Here is an 18,457-nt window from a genome sequence, read left to right on the forward strand (position 1 = left end):
GCCATGACAGAGATCACGAGCCGCAGAGGACTGCTCTTCGGGGCCGCCGCCGTCTCCGCCGGTGCCTTCCTCACGGGGTGCACCAGTAACGAGCCGTCCGACTCCAAGGACGAGCCGGCCGGGAACGACCAGCCGGGCGCCGCCGACAAGCCCGGCAAGCAGGTCACCATCGGCTTCGCCGGACCGCAGGCCGACCACGGCTGGCTCAACGCCATCAACGACAACGCCAAGAGCCGCGCCGAGAAGTACTCCGACGTCACCCTGGAGATCACCGAGGGCTCCAACGACACCGCCCAGCAGATCGGCCAGATCGAGACCCTCATCAACAAGAAGGTCGACGTCCTGGTCGTGTTGCCCGCTGACGGCAAGGCCCTCACCCAGGTCGGGCTGAAGGCGATGCGCGCGGGCATCCCGGTCGTCAACCTCGACCGCATCTTCAACACCCCGCAGGCCTACCGCTGCTGGATCGGCGGCGACAACTACGGCATGGGCCTCAACGCCGGCCACTACATCGGCGAGAAGCTCAAGGGCAAGTCGGGCGCCCGCGTCATCGAACTGGCGGGCCTGGACAACCTGGAGCTGACCAAGCAGCGCACCCAGGGCTTCGACGACGCCCTGAAGAACTACCCCGACATCAAGAAGGTCGCCCGGCAGGCCGCCGAGTTCACCGTCGAGTCGGGGCAGGCCAAGATGGCCCAGCTGCTCCAGGCACAGTCGAAGTTCGACGCCCTGTGGAACCACGACGACGACCAGGGCGTGGGCGCGCTGCGCGCCATCGAGCAGGCCGGGCGCGACGACTTCCTGATGGTCGGCGGCGCGGGCGCCCTGTCCGCCTTCCAGGCCATCAAGCAGGACGACGGCGTCCTCAAGGCGACGGTGCTGTACCCGCCGACCATGGCCGCCTCCGCGATCGACCTCGCCCGCGCCCTCGGCCAGGGCAAGGGCATCGGCGGCATGGCCGAGTACGAGATCCCGGCGTCGATCACGCTCTACTCGGCCGTCGTCGACAGGACCAACGTCGACCAGTACATGCCCACCGGCTTCCGGTGACCGGTTCCGCCCGCACCCCCCACGTGCGCCACCCCGACCAGGAGGAGGACACCCGTATGGGACAGCCGCAGCAGCAGTCAGAGGGGACCGAGGAGGCAGGCAAGCCACCCCTGCGCGTGGGGATGGTGGGCTACGCCTTCATGGGTGCCGCCCACTCCCAGGGCTGGCGCACCGCGGGCCGCGTCTTCGACCTGCCGCTGAACCCGGTGCAGGCCGTGATCTGCGGCCGGGACGCCGGCGCCGTGCGGGCGGCGGCCGACCGCCACGGCTGGGCGTCCACCGAGACCGACTGGCGTGCCCTCGTCGATCGGGACGACGTCGACCTCGTCGACATCTGCACCCCCGGCGACAGCCACGCCGAGATCGCGCTGGCCGCCCTGGCCGCGGGCAAACACGTCCTGTGCGAGAAGCCGCTGGCCAACACCGTCGAGGAGGCCACCTCGATGGCGCGGGCGGCCGAAGAGGCGCACGCACGGGGGCAGGTGGCGATGGTCGGCTTCAACTACCGCCGGGTGCCGGCCACCGCCCTGGCCCGCCGGATGGTCGCCGAGGGCCGCCTCGGCAGGCTGCGGCACGTCCGGGTGTCGTACCTCCAGGACTGGCTGGTAGACCCCGGGTTCCCGCTGACCTGGCGGCTGCGCAAGGAGCAGGCCGGATCGGGCTCGCTCGGCGACCTGGGCGCGCACATCATCGACCTCGCGCAGCACCTCGTGGGGGAGCCGCTGGCCGGCGTCTCCGCGCTGACCGAGACCTTCGTACGGCAGCGGCCCCTGACCACCGGCGCCACCAGCGGGCTGTCCGCCGGCTCGGCCTCCGGCACGGGGGAGGTCACCGTGGACGACGCCGCCCTGTTCACGGCCCGCTTCCCTTCCGGCGCCCTCGCCTCCTTCGAGGCCACGCGCTACGCCACCGGCCGCAAGAACGCCCTGCGCATCGAACTCAACGGGGAGCGCGGGTCGCTCGCCTTCGACCTGGAGCGGCTCAACGAGCTGTCCTTCCACGACGGCACCGCACCCGGTGCGGAGGCGGGCTTCCGCCGGATCCTCGTCACCGAACCCGACCACCCCTACCTGGACGCCTGGTGGCCGCCGGGCCACGGCCTCGGCTACGAGCACACCTTCGTCCACCAGGTCCGCGACCTCGTCCACGCCGTCGCCGAGGGCCGCAGCCCGGAACCCTCCTTCACCGACGGGCTCCAGGTGCAGCGCGTGCTCGCCGCGGTCGAGGAGAGCGCCGAGAAGAACTCCGTCTACACACCGATCGCGCTCTGAGGAGGCTGACGCGTATGCCGCGCACGTTCACGCTGTTCACCGGCCAGTGGGCCGACCTGCCCCTGGAGGAGGTCTGCCGCCTGGCCCGCGACTTCGGCTACGACGGCCTCGAACTCGCCTGCTGGGGGGACCACTTCGAAGTCGACAAGGCGCTCTCCGACGCCGGGTACCTCGACGGCCGCCGGGCGCTGCTCGAAAAGTACGGCCTCAGGTGCTGGGCCATCTCCAACCACCTGGCCGGCCAGGCCGTCTGCGACGCCATCATCGACGAACGCCACCAGGCGATCCTGCCGGGCCAGGTGTGGGGCGACGGAGACCCGGAGGGGGTCCGGCAGCGGGCCGCGGACCGCATGAAGGACACCGCACGCGCCGCGGCCGCCTTCGGCGTCGACACCGTGGTCGGCTTCACCGGCTCCGCCATCTGGCACCTGGTCGCCATGTTCCCGCCCGCGCCCGACACGATGATCGAACGGGGCTACCAGGACTTCGCCGACCGCTGGAACCCGATCCTGGACGTCTTCGACGCCGAGGGCGTGCGGTTCGCGCACGAGGTCCACCCCAGCGAGATCGCCTACGACTACTGGACGACGGTACGGACCCTGGAGGCCGTCGACCGGCGACCCGCCTTCGGTCTCAACTTCGACCCGAGCCACTTCGTGTGGCAGGACCTCGACCCGGTCGGCTTCCTCTGGGACTTCCGCGACCGCGTCTACCACGTCGACTGCAAGGAGGCCCGCAAGCGCCTCGACGGACGCAACGGCCGGCTCGGGTCCCACCTGCCCTGGGGCGACCCGCGACGCGGCTGGGACTTCGTCTCCGCCGGGCACGGCGACGTCCCCTGGGAGGACGTCTTCCGGATGCTGCGCTCCATCAACTATCAGGGCCCCATCTCCGTCGAGTGGGAGGACGCCGGCATGGACCGGCTCCAGGGGGCGCCCGAGGCACTGACCCGCCTCAAGGCCTTCGACTTCGAGCCGCCCAGCGCGTCCTTCGACGCGGCGTTCAACAGCTGAACCAGGCACCCGGCGCTGGTTGGCGACGGGGACCGGTCTCACCGCCAATCTCCCCTCCGACCTGCCCGGATCCTGCTTCGTCCGGGGCTGAGGGAAAGCCCGACCCGCCCTGCCCCAAGGGGTGTTCGCCCCGGACGGTGGCGGCTACCTTCCTTGAAGTGTTCAGGACACACGCACCTCCGGGGTGACGGCGCACCCCGGCGCCCGCACCGCACGTCTTCGCACCCACCCCGTACGGCCGATCCCGTTCCCGGAGGGACTTCGTGCACACAACCGGACCAAGAAGCACCCGCACCCGCAGGCGCCCCGGGCTTCGTACCGCCGTCGCCCTGTTCACCGGCCTGCTCCTGACCGTGGGCACCCCGGCCACCGCCGCCGGCGCCCGTCCCGGCCACCCGGACCACGACGAACCGGCGGCCGCGGAGGGCCAGTTCCAGCAGGTGCCGCTCGCCAAGGGCGAACCCGAGACGGGCGAGCCGATGTCGCTCGCCGTGCTCCCGGACCGCAGCGTCCTGCACACCGCGCGCGACGGCACGCTGCGCCTCACCGACCAGGGCGGCGTCACCAAGGTCGCCGGAAAGCTCGACGTCTACAGCCACGACGAGGAAGGCCTCCAGGGCGTCGGCATCGACCCGGACTTCGAGAACAACCGGGCGATCTACCTCTACTACGCCCCGCCGCTCGACACCCCCGCGGGTGACGCCCCGGAGACCGGCACCGCCGAGGACTTCGAGAAGTTCGACGGCGTCAACCGCCTCTCCCGCTTCGTCCTCGAGGCCAACGGCACGCTGGACATGGCCAGCGAGAAGAAGGTCCTCGATGTCGCGGCCTCCCGCGGCACCTGCTGCCACGTCGGCGGCGACATCGACTTCGACGCGGACGGCAATCTCTACCTGTCGACCGGCGACGACACCAACCCCTTCGCCTCGGACGGCTATACGCCGATCGACGACCGCGAGGGCCGCAACCCCGCCTTCGACGCCCGCCGCAGCTCCGCCAACACCAACGACCTGCGGGGAAAGATCCTCCGCATCAAGGTCGCCGAGGACGGCTCGTACACGGTCCCGGAGGGCAACCTCTTCGCCCCGGGCACGGACAGGACCCGCCCCGAGATCTACGCGATGGGCTTCCGCAACCCGTTCCGGATGAGCGTCGACGACAAGACCGGCATCGTGTACGTCGGCGACTACGGCCCCGACGCGGGCGCCGCCGACCCGAAGCGCGGACCGGCAGGGCAGGTCGAGTTCGCCAAGGTGACCAAGCCGGCCAACTTCGGCTGGCCCTTCTGCACCGGCGACAACGACGCCTACGTCGACTACGACTTCGCCACCAAGGAGTCCGGCGCGACGTTCGACTGCGATGCCCCGAAGAACACCTCGCCCTCCAACACGGGCCTGGTCGACCTGCCGCCCGCGCAGGCCGCCTGGATCCCGTACGACGGCGGCTCCGTGCCCGAGTTCGGCAGCGGCTCCGAGTCCCCGATGGCCGGCCCGGTCTACCGCTACGACCCCGGACTCGACTCCAGCGTGAAGTTCCCCGAGGCGTACGACGGTGACTTCTTCGCGGGTGAGTTCGGCCGCCGCTGGATCAAGCGGATCGAGCAGACCTCGGACGGCCCCGACGGCTCCGTCGCGAAGATCAATGACTTCCCGTGGACCGGCACCCAGATCATGGACATGGAGTTCGGCCCCGACGGAGCGCTCTACGTCCTCGACTACGGCGTCTCCTGGTTCCAGGGCGACGAGCACTCCGCGCTGTACCGCATCGAGAACGCCGAGGACGGCTTCTCGCCGATCGCCGAGGTGAGCGCGGACAAGACGTCCGGCGCGGCCGGTCTCAAGGTCAGGTTCACCGCCACCGCCAAGGACGCCGACTCCCAGAACCTCACCTACGGCTGGGACTTCGGCGACGGCACCAAGGGCGAGGGTCTCACCCCCACGCACAAGTACAGGAAGGCCGGCACCTACAGCGCGACCTTCACCGCGAAGGACCCCGAGGGCAACACCGGCAACGCCAGTGTCCGGATCGTGGTCGGCAACACCGAGCCCAAGGTGACGATCGAGACGCCTGCCAACGGCAGCGTGGCCGCCTTCGGCGAGCCCGTCCCGTTCAAGGTGAAGGTCACCGACCCCGAGGAGACCGTCGACTGCTCCAAGGTCAAGGTCACCTACAGCCTCGGCCACGACTCCCACGCCCACGAGCTGACCAGCGAGATGGGCTGCGAGGGCACCCTGAGGCCGCCCGCCGGTGACGGCGGCCACGACCCCAACGCCAACATCTACGGTGTCGTCGGCGCCAGTTACACCGACGGCGGGGCGAACGGCCAGGAGGCCCTGACCGGCACCGCGCGCACCGTGCTCCAGCCGCAGCACCGCCAGGGCGAGCACTTCTCCACCCAGTCGGGCGTGTCGGTGATCGACAAGACCGCCGCCCACGGCGGGAAGACCGTCGGCGACATCAACGACGGCGACTGGATCTCCTTCAGCCCCTACCGGTTCGACGGGCAGAGGAAGATGACCGTGCGGGCCTCCTCGGGCGGCGCCGGCGGCTTCATCGAACTGCGCACCGGCTCGCCCGACGGTCCGCTGCACGGATCGGCGTACATCCCGCCGACCGGCGGCTGGGAGACGTTCCAGAACGTCGACGTGCCGCTGCGGTCGCTGCCCAGGCGCACCACGGAGATCTACCTGGTCTTCAAGGGCGGCGAGGGCGCACTGTACGACGTGGACGACTTCGAGTTCTCCAAGCAGCCGTCCAAGGCCGGCAAGAAGGTCCTGGTCTTCTCCAAGACCGCCGGCTTTCGCCACGACTCCATCCCGGCCGGCATCGCCGCGCTGAAGGAGCTCGGCGGCCCGGCGGGCATCACCGTCGACGCGACCGAGGAGGCCCGGCAGTTCACCACGGCCAACCTCGCCAAGTACGACGCGGTGGCCTTCCTGTCCACCACCGGTGACGTGCTGAACGCCGACCAGCAGAACGCGTTCGAGAACTACGTCAGGAACGGCGGCGCCTACATGGGCATCCACGCCGCCGCCGACACCGAGTACGACTGGGAGTTCTACGGCGGCCTCGTCGGCGCCTACTTCGACTCGCACCCGGCGATCCAGAAGGCCACCGTCCGCGTCGAGGACCACGACCACCCGTCGACCGCACACCTCGACGACGCCTGGGAGCGCACCGACGAGTGGTACAACTACCGGACCAACCCGCGTGAGCAGGCCAAGATCCTCGCCACCCTCGACGAGACCACGTACCAGGGCGGCACCATGAAGGGCGACCACCCGATCGCCTGGTGCCAGAGCTACGGCGGCGGCCGGTCCTTCTACACCGGCGGCGGCCACACCAAGGAGTCCTACGCCGACGAGGCCTTCCGCGCCCATCTGCTCGGCGGCCTGCGGTACGCCACCGGCCAGGTGAAGGCGGACTGCAAGCCCGGCAAGGGCTACCGGAAGATCTTCAACGGCCAGAGCCTGGACGGCTGGAAGCAGGCCGGCCCCGGCACGTTCAACGTCAAGGACGGCACCCTGGAGTCCGAGGGCGGCATGGGCCTGCTCTGGTACCAGGCCAAGGAGCTGAAGTCGTATTCCCTCAAGCTCGACTGGAAGATGCGGGGCGACGACAACTCCGGGATCTTCGTGGGCTTCCCCGCCTCCGATGACCCCTGGTCCGCGGTGAGCAAGGGCTACGAGATCCAGATCGACGCCACGGACGCGCCCGAACGCACCACGGGCTCCGTCTACTCCTTCAAGTCGGCGAACATCAAGGCCCGTGACCAGGTCCTGCGGCCACCCGGCCAGTGGAACTCCTACGAGATCAAGGTCCAGGGCGAACGCCTCCGGGTGTTCCTCAACGGAGTCAAGATCAACGACTTCACCAACAAGGACCCCCAGCGGAGCCTGACCGACGGCTACATCGGCCTCCAGAACCACGGGGCCGGCGACCAGGTCTCCTTCCGCGACATCCAGTTGAAGGAACTGCCCGTCAAGGGTGACTGAACGGCGGCGGGCGGGGGACGCCGGACCCCCGCCCACCGTCTCCCCTTCCTCTCCTCGGGTTAGCACGACCAGGAGGCTGCACATGTCCGTGTCCCTCTCCCGACCGCGTGTGGGGGTGTGGCTGATCGGGGCCCGAGGCTCCGTCGCCACCACCGTCGTCACGGGGTGCGCCGCCGTCACCGCGGGACTCCACCCGCCCACAGGCATGGTGACCGAGACCCCGGCGTTCACCGACAGCGGTCTGCCCGCCCTGTCCGCCCTCGTCTTCGGCGGCCACGACATCCTCGACTGCCCCCTGCCCAAACGCGCCGAGACCCTGACCGCCGGCGGCGTCCTCCCGCCCGGTCTCGCCACCGCCGTCGCCGCCGAACTCGCCGCCGCCGACCGGGAGATCAGGCCCGGCGGCCCCACTCCGGGGGACACCAGGAGCGAGGCCGAGCTGATCACGGCCTTCGCCGACGACATACGCGACTTCGTCCACCGCCATGAACTGGAGCGGGCCGTGGTGGTGAACGTCGCCTCCACCGAACCCGCGCCCCAGGGGCCCGGCGCCCCACCGCCGGCCAGCACCCTGTACGCGCTGGCGGCCCTGCGCGCGGGCTGTCCCTACGTCAACTTCACCCCGTCCGAGGGCGTGCACCACCCCGTCGCCGCCCGCGAGGCCGAACGGAGCGGCCTGCCGTACGCCGGCCGCGACGGCAAGACCGGCCAGACCCTCCTGCGCTCCGTGCTCGGCCCCATGTTCGCCCAGCGGGCGCTGACCGTCCGCGCTTGGTCCGGCACGAACCTGCTGGGCGGCGGTGACGGCGCGGCCCTGGCCGACCCGGCCGCCGCGGCCGCCAAGAACGCCGGCAAGGAACGGGCCCTCACCGACACCCTCGGCACCACCCCCCAGGGCGAGGTCCACATCGACGACGTCCCCGCCCTCGGCGACTGGAAGACCGCCTGGGACCACATCGCCTTCGACGGCTTCCTCGGCATCCGCATGATCCTCCTGACCACCTGGCAGGGCTGCGACTCCGCCCTGGCGGCCCCCTTGGTGCTCGACCTGGCCCGCCTCACCGCCCGCGCGCACGAGGCGGGGCTCCGCGGCCCGCTCTCAGCGCTCGGGTTCTACTTCAAGGACCCGGTGGGGGAAGGGCCGTCCGGTCTGGCCGATCAGTACGAGGAGCTTCTCCGGTTCGCGGGGAGGCTCCGGCCTGGCGCCCGCCCCGGGGATGCTGGGACGGGGGAGGGGGCGGCCGAGCGGAACGAGGTCGCGGGCGCGCGACATGAGGTCGCGGCCGAGCGGCACGACGGCGCGGCTGCGCGGCATGAGGTCGCGGCCGAGCGGAGCGATGTCGCAGCCCGGGTCGGCGATCCGGACCGGGAGATCGACGGGGCGGCGGAACGGAGCGATGTCGCAGCCCGAGTCGGCGATCCGGACCGGGAGATCTACGGGGCCGGAGAGCGGCCGTGACGCGGCGTCACGAGCAACTTCCTGGAAGCCCGGCCGGCGGAGGGGATGCCGCCCTCAAGGGGGGCTTCTGCGGCACGGCCCCCTACGGAGCCGCGGGCCGCACGCACCGGCGACGCGCCTGGGTCGAACTCCTGCGTCTGCCCGCCCTGTTCAGCGTGCCCGGCGATGCCCTCGCGGGCACGGCCGCGGCCGGCGCGCCGCCCAACTCCCGCACCCTGCTCGCCATCGCGTCCTCCGTCTGCCTGTACGAGGCGGGTATGGCCCTCAACGACTGGGCGGACCGCGACATCGACGCCACCGAACGCCCGCACCGCCCCCTGCCCTCGGGCCGCATCCGACCGTCGGCCGCCCTCACCGCGGCCTGCGCCCTCACCGCCGCCGGCCTGGCCCTGGCCGCCCGCGCCGGCCGCCCGGCCCTGGCCGTCGCCGCCCCCTTGGCGGCCACCGTCTGGGCGTACGACCTCGGCCTGAAACACACGCCCGCCGGACCCGTGGCCATGGGCGCGGCACGGGGCCTCGACCTGCTCCTCGGATCCGTGGCCACCACCGGCCGCACCCGAGAAGCGCTGCCCTCCGCCGCCCTCCTAGGCACCCACACCCTGGCCGTCACGACGGTCTCCCGGCAGGAGGCCCAGGGCGGCTCACCCCTGCCTCCCCTCGCAGCCCTCGCGACGACCGCCCTGCTGACCCGCCTGGTGACTCACCGCTCCGTGCGGGTTCAGGCAGGTCCCCAGGAAGCGGCTGTTGCTGCCCTGCCCGGCCTGCGAGTGGTCCGGTGGTCTGGGCCGGGTCTGCGGGTGGTCCGGCCGTCGGGGAAGGGCTTCCGAGCGGCCCGGCCCCGACGGCAGGCACCCGGTCCACAACCCGGAGAGCTGCTCACCCCGGCCCTCGCAGCCGCCTACGCCGCGACCACGGTCCGCCCTTACTTCCACGCCATGCTCAACCCCTCACCTCCTCTCACCCAACGCGCCGTGGGCGCAGGCATCCGCGCGACGATCCCTCTCCAAGCCACCCTGGCCGCCCGCTCCAGAGGAACGGCCACTGCTCTCGTCATCGCGGCCCTCGCCCCGTTGGGAGCGCGGTTCGCGAAGAAGGTGAGCCTCACATGACCTCCGCAGCCCGTACGTCCGACAGCAGCCGTGACACGACCCCGCGGTCGTCCGGACCCGTGACGGCTGCGCACCGGGGAGCGGCTGGGGCTGTGACGTCGGCTGTGCACCAGGCGCCGACAGAGCCTGTGGCGACGGCTGTGCACGGAGAGCAGGCAGAACCTGTGACACCGGCCGCACACCAGGCACCGGCCCGCCCGGTGGGGACCACCGAACCTCTCGCGTCGGCCGACCCTGCGACGCCCCCCGCCCACCAGGAGAACACCGGCCGCACACCGGTCCAGGAGAACACCGGCCGCACACCGGTCCAGGAGAACTCCGGCCGCACACCGGCCCCCGACAACCGCCGCCCCACCTCCGTGTCACCCACGTCAGCCCAACCAGGCGCTCCCCCTCCCCTCCGCTTCGGCTACGGCACCAACGGTCTCGCCGATCTCCGTCTCGACGACGCGCTCTCCCTCCTCGCCGACCTCGGCTACGACGGCGTCGGTCTGACCCTGGACCACATGCACCTCGACCCGCTCGCCCCCGACCTGCCCGCCCGCACCCGCCGGGTCGCGCAACGGCTGGACGCACTCGGTCTGGACGTCACCGTGGAGACGGGCGCCCGCTATGTCCTCGACCCGCGCCGCAAGCACGGCCCGTCCCTGCTGGACCCGGACCCCGACGACCGGGCGCGCCGAGTCGACCTGCTCGTCCGGGCCGTCCGGGTCGCGGCCGACCTGGGCGCCCACGCGGTCCACTGCTTCAGCGGGGTCGTCCCGGAGGGGACCGACACGGGCACCGCTTGGAAGCGCCTCGCCAGGACCCTGACACCTGTCCTGGACGCTGCCGCCTCCGCCGGCATCCCGCTGGCTGTCGAACCCGAACCCGGTCACCTCCTCGCCACCCTCACCGACTTCCACCACCTCCGCCGCGACCTCGGCGACCCGGAACCTCTCGGCCTCACCCTCGACATCGGCCACTGCCAGTGCCTCGAACCCCTCTCTCCCGCCGACTGCGTGCGGGACGCCGCCCCGTGGCTTCGGCACGTCCAGATCGAGGACATGCGGCGCGGCGTCCACGAACACCTCCCCTTCGGGGACGGGGAGATCGACTTCCTGTCGGTCCTGGCGGCGCTCGCCGCCACCGGCTACCAGGGGCTGACGGTCGTCGAACTGCCCCGCCATTCCCACGCCGGACCGCACTTCGCCGCACACTCCCTCCCGTTCCTCCGCCACGCCGAGCGGTCCGCGGCCACCCTGCCACCCCCCTCCGCCCCCAGCAGACCGCGCCACCCCACGGCGCTCCCTCCACCACCCCTGAGGGGAGCAGCAGATGACCCACCCCCGCGCCACACCGGAGGCGAGAACCGAGAGCACCCAGGACGCCCCCAGCGCCAGAACCCACACGGGCCGGCCCACGCATGACGCAGACCGCACCACCCTCCCCTCACTCGCAGGCCTCCGCCGCCACCTGTCCGCCCACCTCGATCCGGCCGCCCGCACCTGGTTCGACCGCGCCCTGGACGAGGCCGCCGCCCACCCCGGCATCCACGGGCCCATCTCCGTGTGGGAGCTGCGCCTCGCCGAGGCCGGCCGTCGCTGTGGTGCCGCGCACGCCGACGCCGCACGGGTCCTCATCCTCCACGCGGCCCGGGCCGGCACCGACGCCCTGACCCGCGTGTACTTCCAGGGCACCGCCGACGAGCGCCGGGCCGTCCTGCACGCCCTGCCCCACCTCGTGTCCGGCCCCGCCGCGCTCCCGCTCGTCGAGGACGCCCTGCGCACCAACGACACCCGGCTCCTCACCGCCGCCGTGGGCCCGTACGCCGCCCGGCACCTGGCCCCGCACCCCTGGCGTCACGCCGTACTGAAGTGCCTGTTCACCGGCGTGCCCGTCGACCACGTGGCGGACCTGTGCGAGCGCGCCCGCGGCGACGGCGAACTCGCCCGCATGCTGGCCGACTACGCCGCCGAACGCACCGCCGCCTGCCGCGCCGTCCCCGAGGACCTGCACCGCGTTCTGGACCTGACCGAGTCCGTCACCCCGGCACCCGGCACGGACCACCCCCACGGCAAGGAGTCCTGATGCGCATCTTCGACCCCCACATCCACATGTCGTCCCGCACCACCGACGACTACGAGGCGATGCACGCCGTCGGCGTCCGCGCCGTCGTCGAGCCCTCCTTCTGGCTCGGCCAGCCCCGCACCTCGCCCGCCTCCTTCCGTGACTACTTCGACTCCCTCCTCGGCTGGGAGCCCTTCCGCGCCGCCCAGTACGGCATCGCCCACCACTGCACGATCGCCCTCAACCCCAAGGAGGCGAACGACCCGCGCTGTGCGCCCGTCCTCGACGAACTGCCCCGGTATCTCGTCAAGGACAACGTCGTGGCTGTCGGCGAGATCGGCTACGACTCCATGACCCCCGCCGAGGACACCGCCCTCGCCGCGCAGCTCCAGCTGGCCGCCGACCACGGCCTGCCCGCACTCGTGCACACCCCGCACCGCGACAAGCTCGCCGGCCTGCGCCGCACCCTCGACGCCGTCCGGGAGTCCGCCCTGCCCGCCGAACGCGTCCTGGTCGACCACCTCAACGAGACCACCGTCAAGGAGGCCAAGGACAGCGGCTGCTGGCTGGGCTTCTCCGTCTATCCGGACACCAAGATGGACGAGGAACGGATGGTCGCGATCCTGCGCGCCTACGGACCCGAGCAGATCCTGGTCAACTCCGCCGCCGACTGGGGCAGGAGCGATCCCCTCAAGACACGCAAGGTGGGCGATCTGATGCTGGCCGAGGGCTTCGACGAGGACGACGTCGACCGCGTACTGTGGCGCAACCCCGTGGCCTTCTACGGGCTCAGCGGCCGCCTGAACCTCGACGTCACCGGCACCGGGGCCACTCACGAGGGCAACTCCGTGCTGCGCGGCGCCCCGAAGGACCCGCACGAGCCGGACCCCGGCCCCGACAGGCCGGGCCGGGTCTCCGCCGCGGAGGCGTGAACCATGCGCTTCCGTCACCCCGACGGCTCCACCGTCCACCTCGCCTACTGCACCAACGTCCACCCCGCCGAGACCCTCGACGGCGTCCTCGCCCAGCTCCGCGACCACTGCGAACCCGTCCGCCGTCGCCTGGGCCGCGACCGGCTCGGCATCGGGCTGTGGCTCGCCAAGGACGCCGCACACGCCCTCGTCACCGACCCTTCCGCGCTGCGCGGCCTGCGCACCGAGCTCGACCGGCGCGGTCTGGAGGTCGTCACCCTCAACGGCTTCCCCTATGAGGGCTTCGGCGCCGAGGAGGTCAAGTACCGCGTCTACAAGCCGGACTGGGCCGACCCGGAGCGCCTCGACCACACCACCGCCCTGGCCCGCCTCCTCGCCGGGCTCCTCCCCGCCGACGTCACCGACGGCAGCATCTCCACCCTGCCCCTCGCCTGGCGCACCGCGTATGACGACGGACGCGCGGAGACCGCCCGTGCCGCCCTGCGCATCCTCGCCGAACGCCTCGACGCCATCGAGGAACTGACCGGCCGCTCCATTCGCGTCGGCCTGGAACCAGAACCCGGCTGTGTCGTCGAGACCACCCGCGACGCCATCGCCCCGATCACCGCGATCGGCCACGACCGTATCGGCATCTGTGTCGACACCTGCCATCTCGCCACCTCCTTCGAGGACCCGCACACCGCCCTGGACGCGCTCACCGACGCTCGCGTCCCCGTCGTCAAATCCCAGCTCTCCGCCGCCCTGCACGCCGAATACCCCCATCTCCCCGAAGTTCGCGAGGCCCTCGCCGTCTTCGCCGAACCCCGCTTCCTGCACCAGACCCGCACCTCCCCCACTCCCGACTCCGTTCGAGCGGGAGGGACCCCCACCCCGGCCGGTCTGCGCGCCACCGACGACCTCGACGAGGCCCTCGCCGGCGACGCCCTGCCCGACACCTCACCTTGGCGCGCCCACTTCCACGTCCCGCTGCACGCGGCCCCCGCCGCACCCCTCACCTCCACACTCCCGGTCCTGAAAGCCGCCCTGGCCCGGCTCGTCGGCGGCCCGGCACCGCTCACCCACCACCTCGAGGTCGAGACCTACACCTGGCAGGCCCTCCCGTACCAGCTGCGCCCCAAGGGCCGCGCCCAGCTCGCCGAGGGCATCGCCGCCGAAATCGCCCTCGCCCGGGACCTGTTGACGGATCTCGGCCTGAAGGAGCTGCCATGAGCACCCAGGAGCACCCGGCCCCTGCCATCGCTCAGCGCCCCGCCCCCCTGCTCGTCCTCGACGTCGTAGGCCTCACCCCCCGTCTCCTCGACCACATGCCCCACCTCAAGGCACTCGGCCAATCCGGCTCCCGCGCCCCGCTGGGCACCGTCCTGCCCGCCGTCACCTGTGCCGCCCAGTCCACCTTCCTCACCGGCACCATGCCCTCGGAGCACGGCATCGTGGGCAACGGCTGGTACTTCCGGGAACTCGGCGACGTCCTCCTGTGGCGCCAGCACAACGGGCTCGTGGCCGGCGACAAACTCTGGGACGCCGCCCGCCGCGCCCACCCCGGCTACACCGTCGCCAACATCTGCTGGTGGTACGCCATGGGCGCCGACACCGACATCACCGTCACCCCCCGTCCCCTCTACTACGCCGACGGCCGCAAGGAGCCCGACTGCTACACCAGGCCGGCCGCACTGCACGACGAACTCACCGGCAAACTCGGCATCTTCCCCCTGTTCCACTTCTGGGGCCCCGGAGCGGACCTCGTCTCCAGCCGGTGGATCATCGACGCGACCCGCCACATCATCGGCACCCGGCACCCCGACCTGACGCTCTGCTACCTCCCTCATCTCGACTACGACCTGCAGCGCTTCGGCCCCGACGACCCGCGCTCCCTCAAGGCGGCCACCGACCTGGACACCGCCCTGGCCCCGCTCCTGGACGAGGCCCGAGCCGAGGGCCGCACCGTCGTCGCGCTGTCCGAGTACGGCATCACCCGCGTGAACCGGCCCGTGGACATCAACCGCGCCCTGCGCCGCGCCGGCCTGCTGGAGGTGCACACGCAGGACGGCATGGAGTACCTCGACCCGATGGCCTCCCGCGCCTTCGCGGTCGCCGACCACCAGATCGCCCACGTCTACGTGGGCCGCCCCGAGGACCTCGACGCCACCCGCGCCGCCCTCGACGGCATGCCCGGCATCGAGCAACTCCTCGACGACAAGGGCAAGAAGGCCCAGCACCTCGATCATCCGCGCGCGGGCGAACTCGTCGCCGTGGCGGAGCCCGACGCCTGGTTCACGTACTACTACTGGCTCGACGACGACCATGCGCCCGACTTCGCGCGACTCGTCGAGATCCACCGCAAACCCGGCTACGACCCGGTCGAACTCTTCATGGATCCCCTCGACCCCTACGTCAAGGTCAAGGCGGCCACCGCACTGGCGCGCAAGAAGCTCGGCATGCGCTACCGCATGGCGGTGGTTCCCCTGGACCCGTCACCTATTCGCGGCAGCCACGGCCGCCTTCCGGCGAGCGACGACGACGGTCCGCTCCTCATCTGCTCCACCCCCCGCGCTGTCGGCGACCGCGTCGCGGCCACCGATGTGAAGTCACTGTTGCTCCGACTCGCCGGTCTCGGCTGAGGCTGTACCCCTCAGTCCCGATGAGTCCCGATCAGCCCCGATCAGTCCCGACCGGTCACAAGTGAAGCACTCACCACGGACAACGCCCCGCGATCACGAGGAGTTCCACGCATGAGCCGCTTCTCCCAGCCCGACCCCGAGCTCACCCACCGCCTCAGCAGACGAGGCATGCTCGGCGTGGCCGCAGGCGCCACCGCCGCCGCCCTGCTCAGCGCCGCAGCCCCCGCGACAGCCGCCACCGGCAACGCGACGGCCGCCACCGGCACGGCGGCCTCCGGCGCGAAGGGCCGCGGCCGCCCCGTGCTGCCGCCCGGGCGCCTCGGCATCCAGCTCTACAGCCTGCGCGACAAGGTCTCCACCCTCGGCTTCGGCCCCGTCTTCGCCGAACTGGAGCGGTACGGCTACGACGAGGTCGAGTTCGCGGGATACACCCAGGGCTCGGCGGGCCCCATCACGCTCGCGCAGCTCAAGCGGCTGGCACGCAGTCACGGCCTGAACCCGATCGGAAGCCACGTCGGCTACCACTCCGACGATCCGAACGCCTACACCTTCGCCCAGAACCTCACCAAGGTCCTCGACGACGCCCAGGCCCTCGGTCTCAAGCACATCGGCACGGCCGCCGGCCCGTTCCGCTACGGCTCGACCATCGATGCCTGGAAGCGCGCCGCCGAGGACTTCAACACCTACGGCGCGGCGGCGAAGGCCCGGGGCATGAAGTTCTACCAGCACAACCACTCCGAGGAGTTCTCCTTCGCCGCCGACAACCCCAAGGTCCGCCTCTACGACGTCCTGCTCAAGGAAACCGACCCGGACCTCGTCCACCTGGAGATGGACATCTACTGGGCGTACGTCGGCCAGTTCCGCTTCTCCAAGCGGCCCGACGGCACGCCCGCGCCGTTCGAGCCGCTCGACTACGTACTCAGGCAGCCCGACCGCTACCCGCTGTTCCACGTCAAGGACGGGGAGAGCGACCCGTCGAACCCGTACGGCTACCGCATGACCGATGTCGGCGACGGCGACATCGACTACCAGCGGTTCATCTCCGCGGTGACCCGGCTGCGCGGTCACCGCATGGCCCACCACTGGCAGGCCGAGCACGACAACCCGGCCGAGTCGTTCACCTTCGCACGCCGCTCCAGCGCGCACCTGCACTCCCTGAGGGAGAAGTGCTGACGGCCGTAGGAGCAATGAGGAGGCCCCTCCCCGGACGGGGAGGGGCCTCCTCATGAGGGGGGAGGACGGTCAACCTGAGGGCCGAGCCGGGCCGAGGATGTCCCGGCCGGTCTCGTCGACGCGGTGGACGATGCGGTGGGAGCCGGTGGCCTCACGGTGGGGACGGTGTGCGGCGTCGGGGGATGCGGGGGGACTGCTTGCCGTGTACGGATCTGCCGCCATGTCAGGTCGTGTCCTCGCCGAGCGGCTGCGGGTTGGGAGCGATACGGCGCGTTTCCTTGTCGCGTCCCGGCGGAGTGAGGAACACCGCCACGCAGCCGGCGAACAGGGAGATGGAGCCGGCCAGGACGAAGGCGCCGGAGTGGCCCCAGGCACCGACGACCACGGCGCCCATGCCCGCGCCCAGACCGGAGACGAGCTTGGCGCTGTAGACCATGCCGTAGTTGGACGCGTTGTTGTTCTCACCGAAGTAGTCGGCGGTGAGGGCCGCGAACATCGGGAAGATGGCGCCGCCGCCGAAGCCGGAGATCGAGGAGAAGACCAGGAACAGCGGAAGGTTCCTGGCCTCCGCCGACCAGAGGATGCCGAACTGGGAGAGGCCCAGGATGACGCAGACCACGAGCAGGCATCGCTTGCGGCCGTACAGGTCGGAGAGCCAGCCGATCACTCCACGGCCGGTACCGTTGACAATCGCCTTCAGGGACATGGCCGTCGCGACGATCCCGCCCGCGAACCCGGCCTCCTCGCCGATCTCCACCTGGAAGGCGATACCGAAGATGTTCACGCCGGACGTGCACGCCAGGCAGAACCACATCAGGGCCACCCGGCCGGTCTTCCACGCCTCCTTGGGGGAGTACTGGCGCACCGCCGGCGGGTTCATCCGCAGCGAGCGGGCCGCGCGCGGGTCCTCGGGCGGGTTGAGCGGGTCGATCGAGGCGGGCCACCAGTTCTTCGGCGGGTCCTTGAAGAAGTAGCCGGAGCACGCGACCAGTCCGGCCAGGAACACGCCCACGGCGACCAGCACCCAGCGGAAGTTGGTCAGGTCCATGTAGCCGTTGAAGAGGAAGACGAAGGGCACCGAACCGTAGGCGAAACCGCCGTTGACGAAGCCGGTCTTGCCGCCCTTCCGCTCCGGATACCACTTGCCCACCATGTTGACGCAGGTCGCGTACACCATGCCCGCGCCCATGCCGCTGAACATGCTGAAGCCGATGTAGGCGAAGACGACATGCGGTGCGAAGGCCAGTGACAGGTAGCCCAGCAGCGTGCCCGTCGCGCCGAGCATCATCGCCCAGCGGGCCGGAAGTTTTCCGCTCTCACGCAGTTTGCCCGCGGGGAAGGCCACCGCGGCCTGGAAGAAGACCCACACGGTCATCATCCAGAAGATGTGCATGCTGTTCCAGCTGTGCGCCGTGTGCAGGGTCTCCTCGGCGGACGCGAACGCGTACTCGGCGGAGGAGATGCCCATCATGCCGATCCAGGGCAGGATCACCATCCATTTGCGCTTGCGCCCCATGATGTCGATGTCGGTCTCACCGAGGCGGTAGACGCGTCCGTTCGCGTCGGTGACCTCCCGGTAGGGAACCGTGGTGGGCAGATCGGTCGTTGTCATGTCGTGTCGCACCCCTTGCGTCGAAAGATCTGGCCAGCGCCCCCTGTCCCATGCCTTTCGTGCGCGTGCGGGTCCCGGGGGGGGGGGAGAGGGGGAGTCATCGGCCGGAACCCCCCCCCCCCCCCCCCCCTCCCCCCCCCCCCCCCCCCCCCCCCCCCCCCCCCCCCCGTCCCTCC

At 71.3% G+C, this 18,457-nt stretch carries 13 protein-coding genes; 12 read left to right on the forward strand and 1 reads right to left on the reverse strand.

Translation table 11 applies throughout. The annotated features are described in order from the left end of the window. Positions 1–3 precede the first annotated feature (3 nt). From ACZ5TL_RS04000 to ACZ5TL_RS04055, 12 genes are all read left to right on the forward strand, one after another. Positions 4–1,050 (forward strand): substrate-binding domain-containing protein, encoded by a 1,047-nt coding sequence (locus ACZ5TL_RS04000; protein WP_468587404.1) that lies wholly within the window; start codon positions 4–6, stop codon positions 1,048–1,050. 56 nt (positions 1,051–1,106) lie between these two features. Further along, positions 1,107–2,321 (forward strand): Gfo/Idh/MocA family protein, encoded by a 1,215-nt coding sequence (locus ACZ5TL_RS04005; protein WP_468587995.1) that lies wholly within the window; start codon positions 1,107–1,109, stop codon positions 2,319–2,321. A 14-nt stretch (positions 2,322–2,335) separates the two neighbouring features. Continuing rightward, complete coding sequence (locus tag ACZ5TL_RS04010) at positions 2,336–3,334, forward strand: sugar phosphate isomerase/epimerase family protein (RefSeq protein WP_468587406.1); 999 nt, start codon at positions 2,336–2,338, stop codon at positions 3,332–3,334. Positions 3,335–3,597: 263 nt separating this feature from the next. Continuing rightward, positions 3,598–7,329, forward strand: coding sequence for a ThuA domain-containing protein (locus ACZ5TL_RS04015; protein ID WP_468587408.1), 3,732 nt, complete (start codon positions 3,598–3,600; stop codon positions 7,327–7,329). A gap of 82 nt (positions 7,330–7,411) precedes the next feature. Next, positions 7,412–8,788: an inositol-3-phosphate synthase gene (locus ACZ5TL_RS04020; RefSeq protein WP_468587410.1), complete on the forward strand. Its 1,377-nt coding sequence runs from the start codon at positions 7,412–7,414 to the stop codon at positions 8,786–8,788. Next, entirely contained in the window at positions 8,785–9,897 is a 1,113-nt protein-coding gene (locus ACZ5TL_RS04025) for an SCO3242 family prenyltransferase (RefSeq protein ID WP_468587412.1), read from the forward strand. Before ACZ5TL_RS04020 ends, ACZ5TL_RS04025 begins: the two co-directional genes overlap by 4 nt. A gap of 164 nt (positions 9,898–10,061) precedes the next feature. After that, on the forward strand, positions 10,062–11,306 hold the full coding sequence (locus tag ACZ5TL_RS04030) for a sugar phosphate isomerase/epimerase family protein (protein WP_468587414.1): 1,245 nt from the start codon (positions 10,062–10,064) through the stop codon (positions 11,304–11,306). After that, positions 11,215–11,967: an EboA domain-containing protein gene (locus ACZ5TL_RS04035; RefSeq protein ID WP_468587416.1), complete on the forward strand. Its 753-nt coding sequence runs from the start codon at positions 11,215–11,217 to the stop codon at positions 11,965–11,967. The genes ACZ5TL_RS04030 and ACZ5TL_RS04035 overlap by 92 nt, the downstream gene beginning before the upstream one ends. Then, positions 11,967–12,878 (forward strand): TatD family hydrolase, encoded by a 912-nt coding sequence (locus tag ACZ5TL_RS04040; RefSeq protein ID WP_468587418.1) that lies wholly within the window; start codon positions 11,967–11,969, stop codon positions 12,876–12,878. Before ACZ5TL_RS04035 ends, ACZ5TL_RS04040 begins: the two co-directional genes overlap by 1 nt. Positions 12,879–12,881: 3 nt before the next feature. Then, positions 12,882–14,087, forward strand: a complete 1,206-nt coding sequence (gene eboE, locus ACZ5TL_RS04045; RefSeq protein ID WP_468587420.1) for a metabolite traffic protein EboE — start codon at positions 12,882–12,884, stop codon at positions 14,085–14,087. Next, positions 14,084–15,496, forward strand: a complete 1,413-nt coding sequence (locus ACZ5TL_RS04050) for a nucleotide pyrophosphatase/phosphodiesterase family protein (RefSeq protein ID WP_468587422.1) — start codon at positions 14,084–14,086, stop codon at positions 15,494–15,496. Before eboE ends, ACZ5TL_RS04050 begins: the two co-directional genes overlap by 4 nt. Before the next feature lie 111 nt (positions 15,497–15,607). Further along, positions 15,608–16,669, forward strand: coding sequence for a sugar phosphate isomerase/epimerase family protein (locus ACZ5TL_RS04055; protein WP_468587424.1), 1,062 nt, complete (start codon positions 15,608–15,610; stop codon positions 16,667–16,669). 223 nt (positions 16,670–16,892) lie between these two features. Here ACZ5TL_RS04055 and ACZ5TL_RS04060 read toward each other — a convergent pair whose 3' ends face one another. Continuing rightward, a complete protein-coding gene (locus ACZ5TL_RS04060) occupies positions 16,893–18,281 on the reverse strand; it encodes an OFA family MFS transporter (RefSeq protein WP_468587426.1) in 1,389 nt (462 codons plus the stop codon). Positions 18,282–18,457 lie beyond the last annotated feature (176 nt).

The sequence above is a fragment of the Streptomyces sp. NPDC033136 genome, from assembly GCF_055578235.1.

Excerpts from the sequence above, each read along its gene's own strand:
- eboE (WP_468587420.1), top strand. The coding sequence starts at position 12,882 with ATGCGCTTCCGTCACCCCGACGGCTCCACCGTCCACCTCGCCTACTGC.
- ACZ5TL_RS04060 (WP_468587426.1), bottom strand. The coding sequence starts at position 18,281 with ATGACAACGACCGATCTGCCCACCACGGTTCCCTACCGGGAGGTCACC.
- ACZ5TL_RS04040 (WP_468587418.1), top strand. The coding sequence starts at position 11,967 with ATGCGCATCTTCGACCCCCACATCCACATGTCGTCCCGCACCACCGAC.
- ACZ5TL_RS04035 (WP_468587416.1), top strand. The coding sequence starts at position 11,215 with ATGACCCACCCCCGCGCCACACCGGAGGCGAGAACCGAGAGCACCCAG.
- ACZ5TL_RS04005 (WP_468587995.1), top strand. The coding sequence starts at position 1,107 with ATGGGACAGCCGCAGCAGCAGTCAGAGGGGACCGAGGAGGCAGGCAAG.
- ACZ5TL_RS04055 (WP_468587424.1), top strand. The coding sequence starts at position 15,608 with ATGAGCCGCTTCTCCCAGCCCGACCCCGAGCTCACCCACCGCCTCAGC.
- ACZ5TL_RS04000 (WP_468587404.1), top strand. The coding sequence starts at position 4 with ATGACAGAGATCACGAGCCGCAGAGGACTGCTCTTCGGGGCCGCCGCC.
- ACZ5TL_RS04020 (WP_468587410.1), top strand. The coding sequence starts at position 7,412 with ATGTCCGTGTCCCTCTCCCGACCGCGTGTGGGGGTGTGGCTGATCGGG.
- ACZ5TL_RS04050 (WP_468587422.1), top strand. The coding sequence starts at position 14,084 with ATGAGCACCCAGGAGCACCCGGCCCCTGCCATCGCTCAGCGCCCCGCC.
- ACZ5TL_RS04010 (WP_468587406.1), top strand. The coding sequence starts at position 2,336 with ATGCCGCGCACGTTCACGCTGTTCACCGGCCAGTGGGCCGACCTGCCC.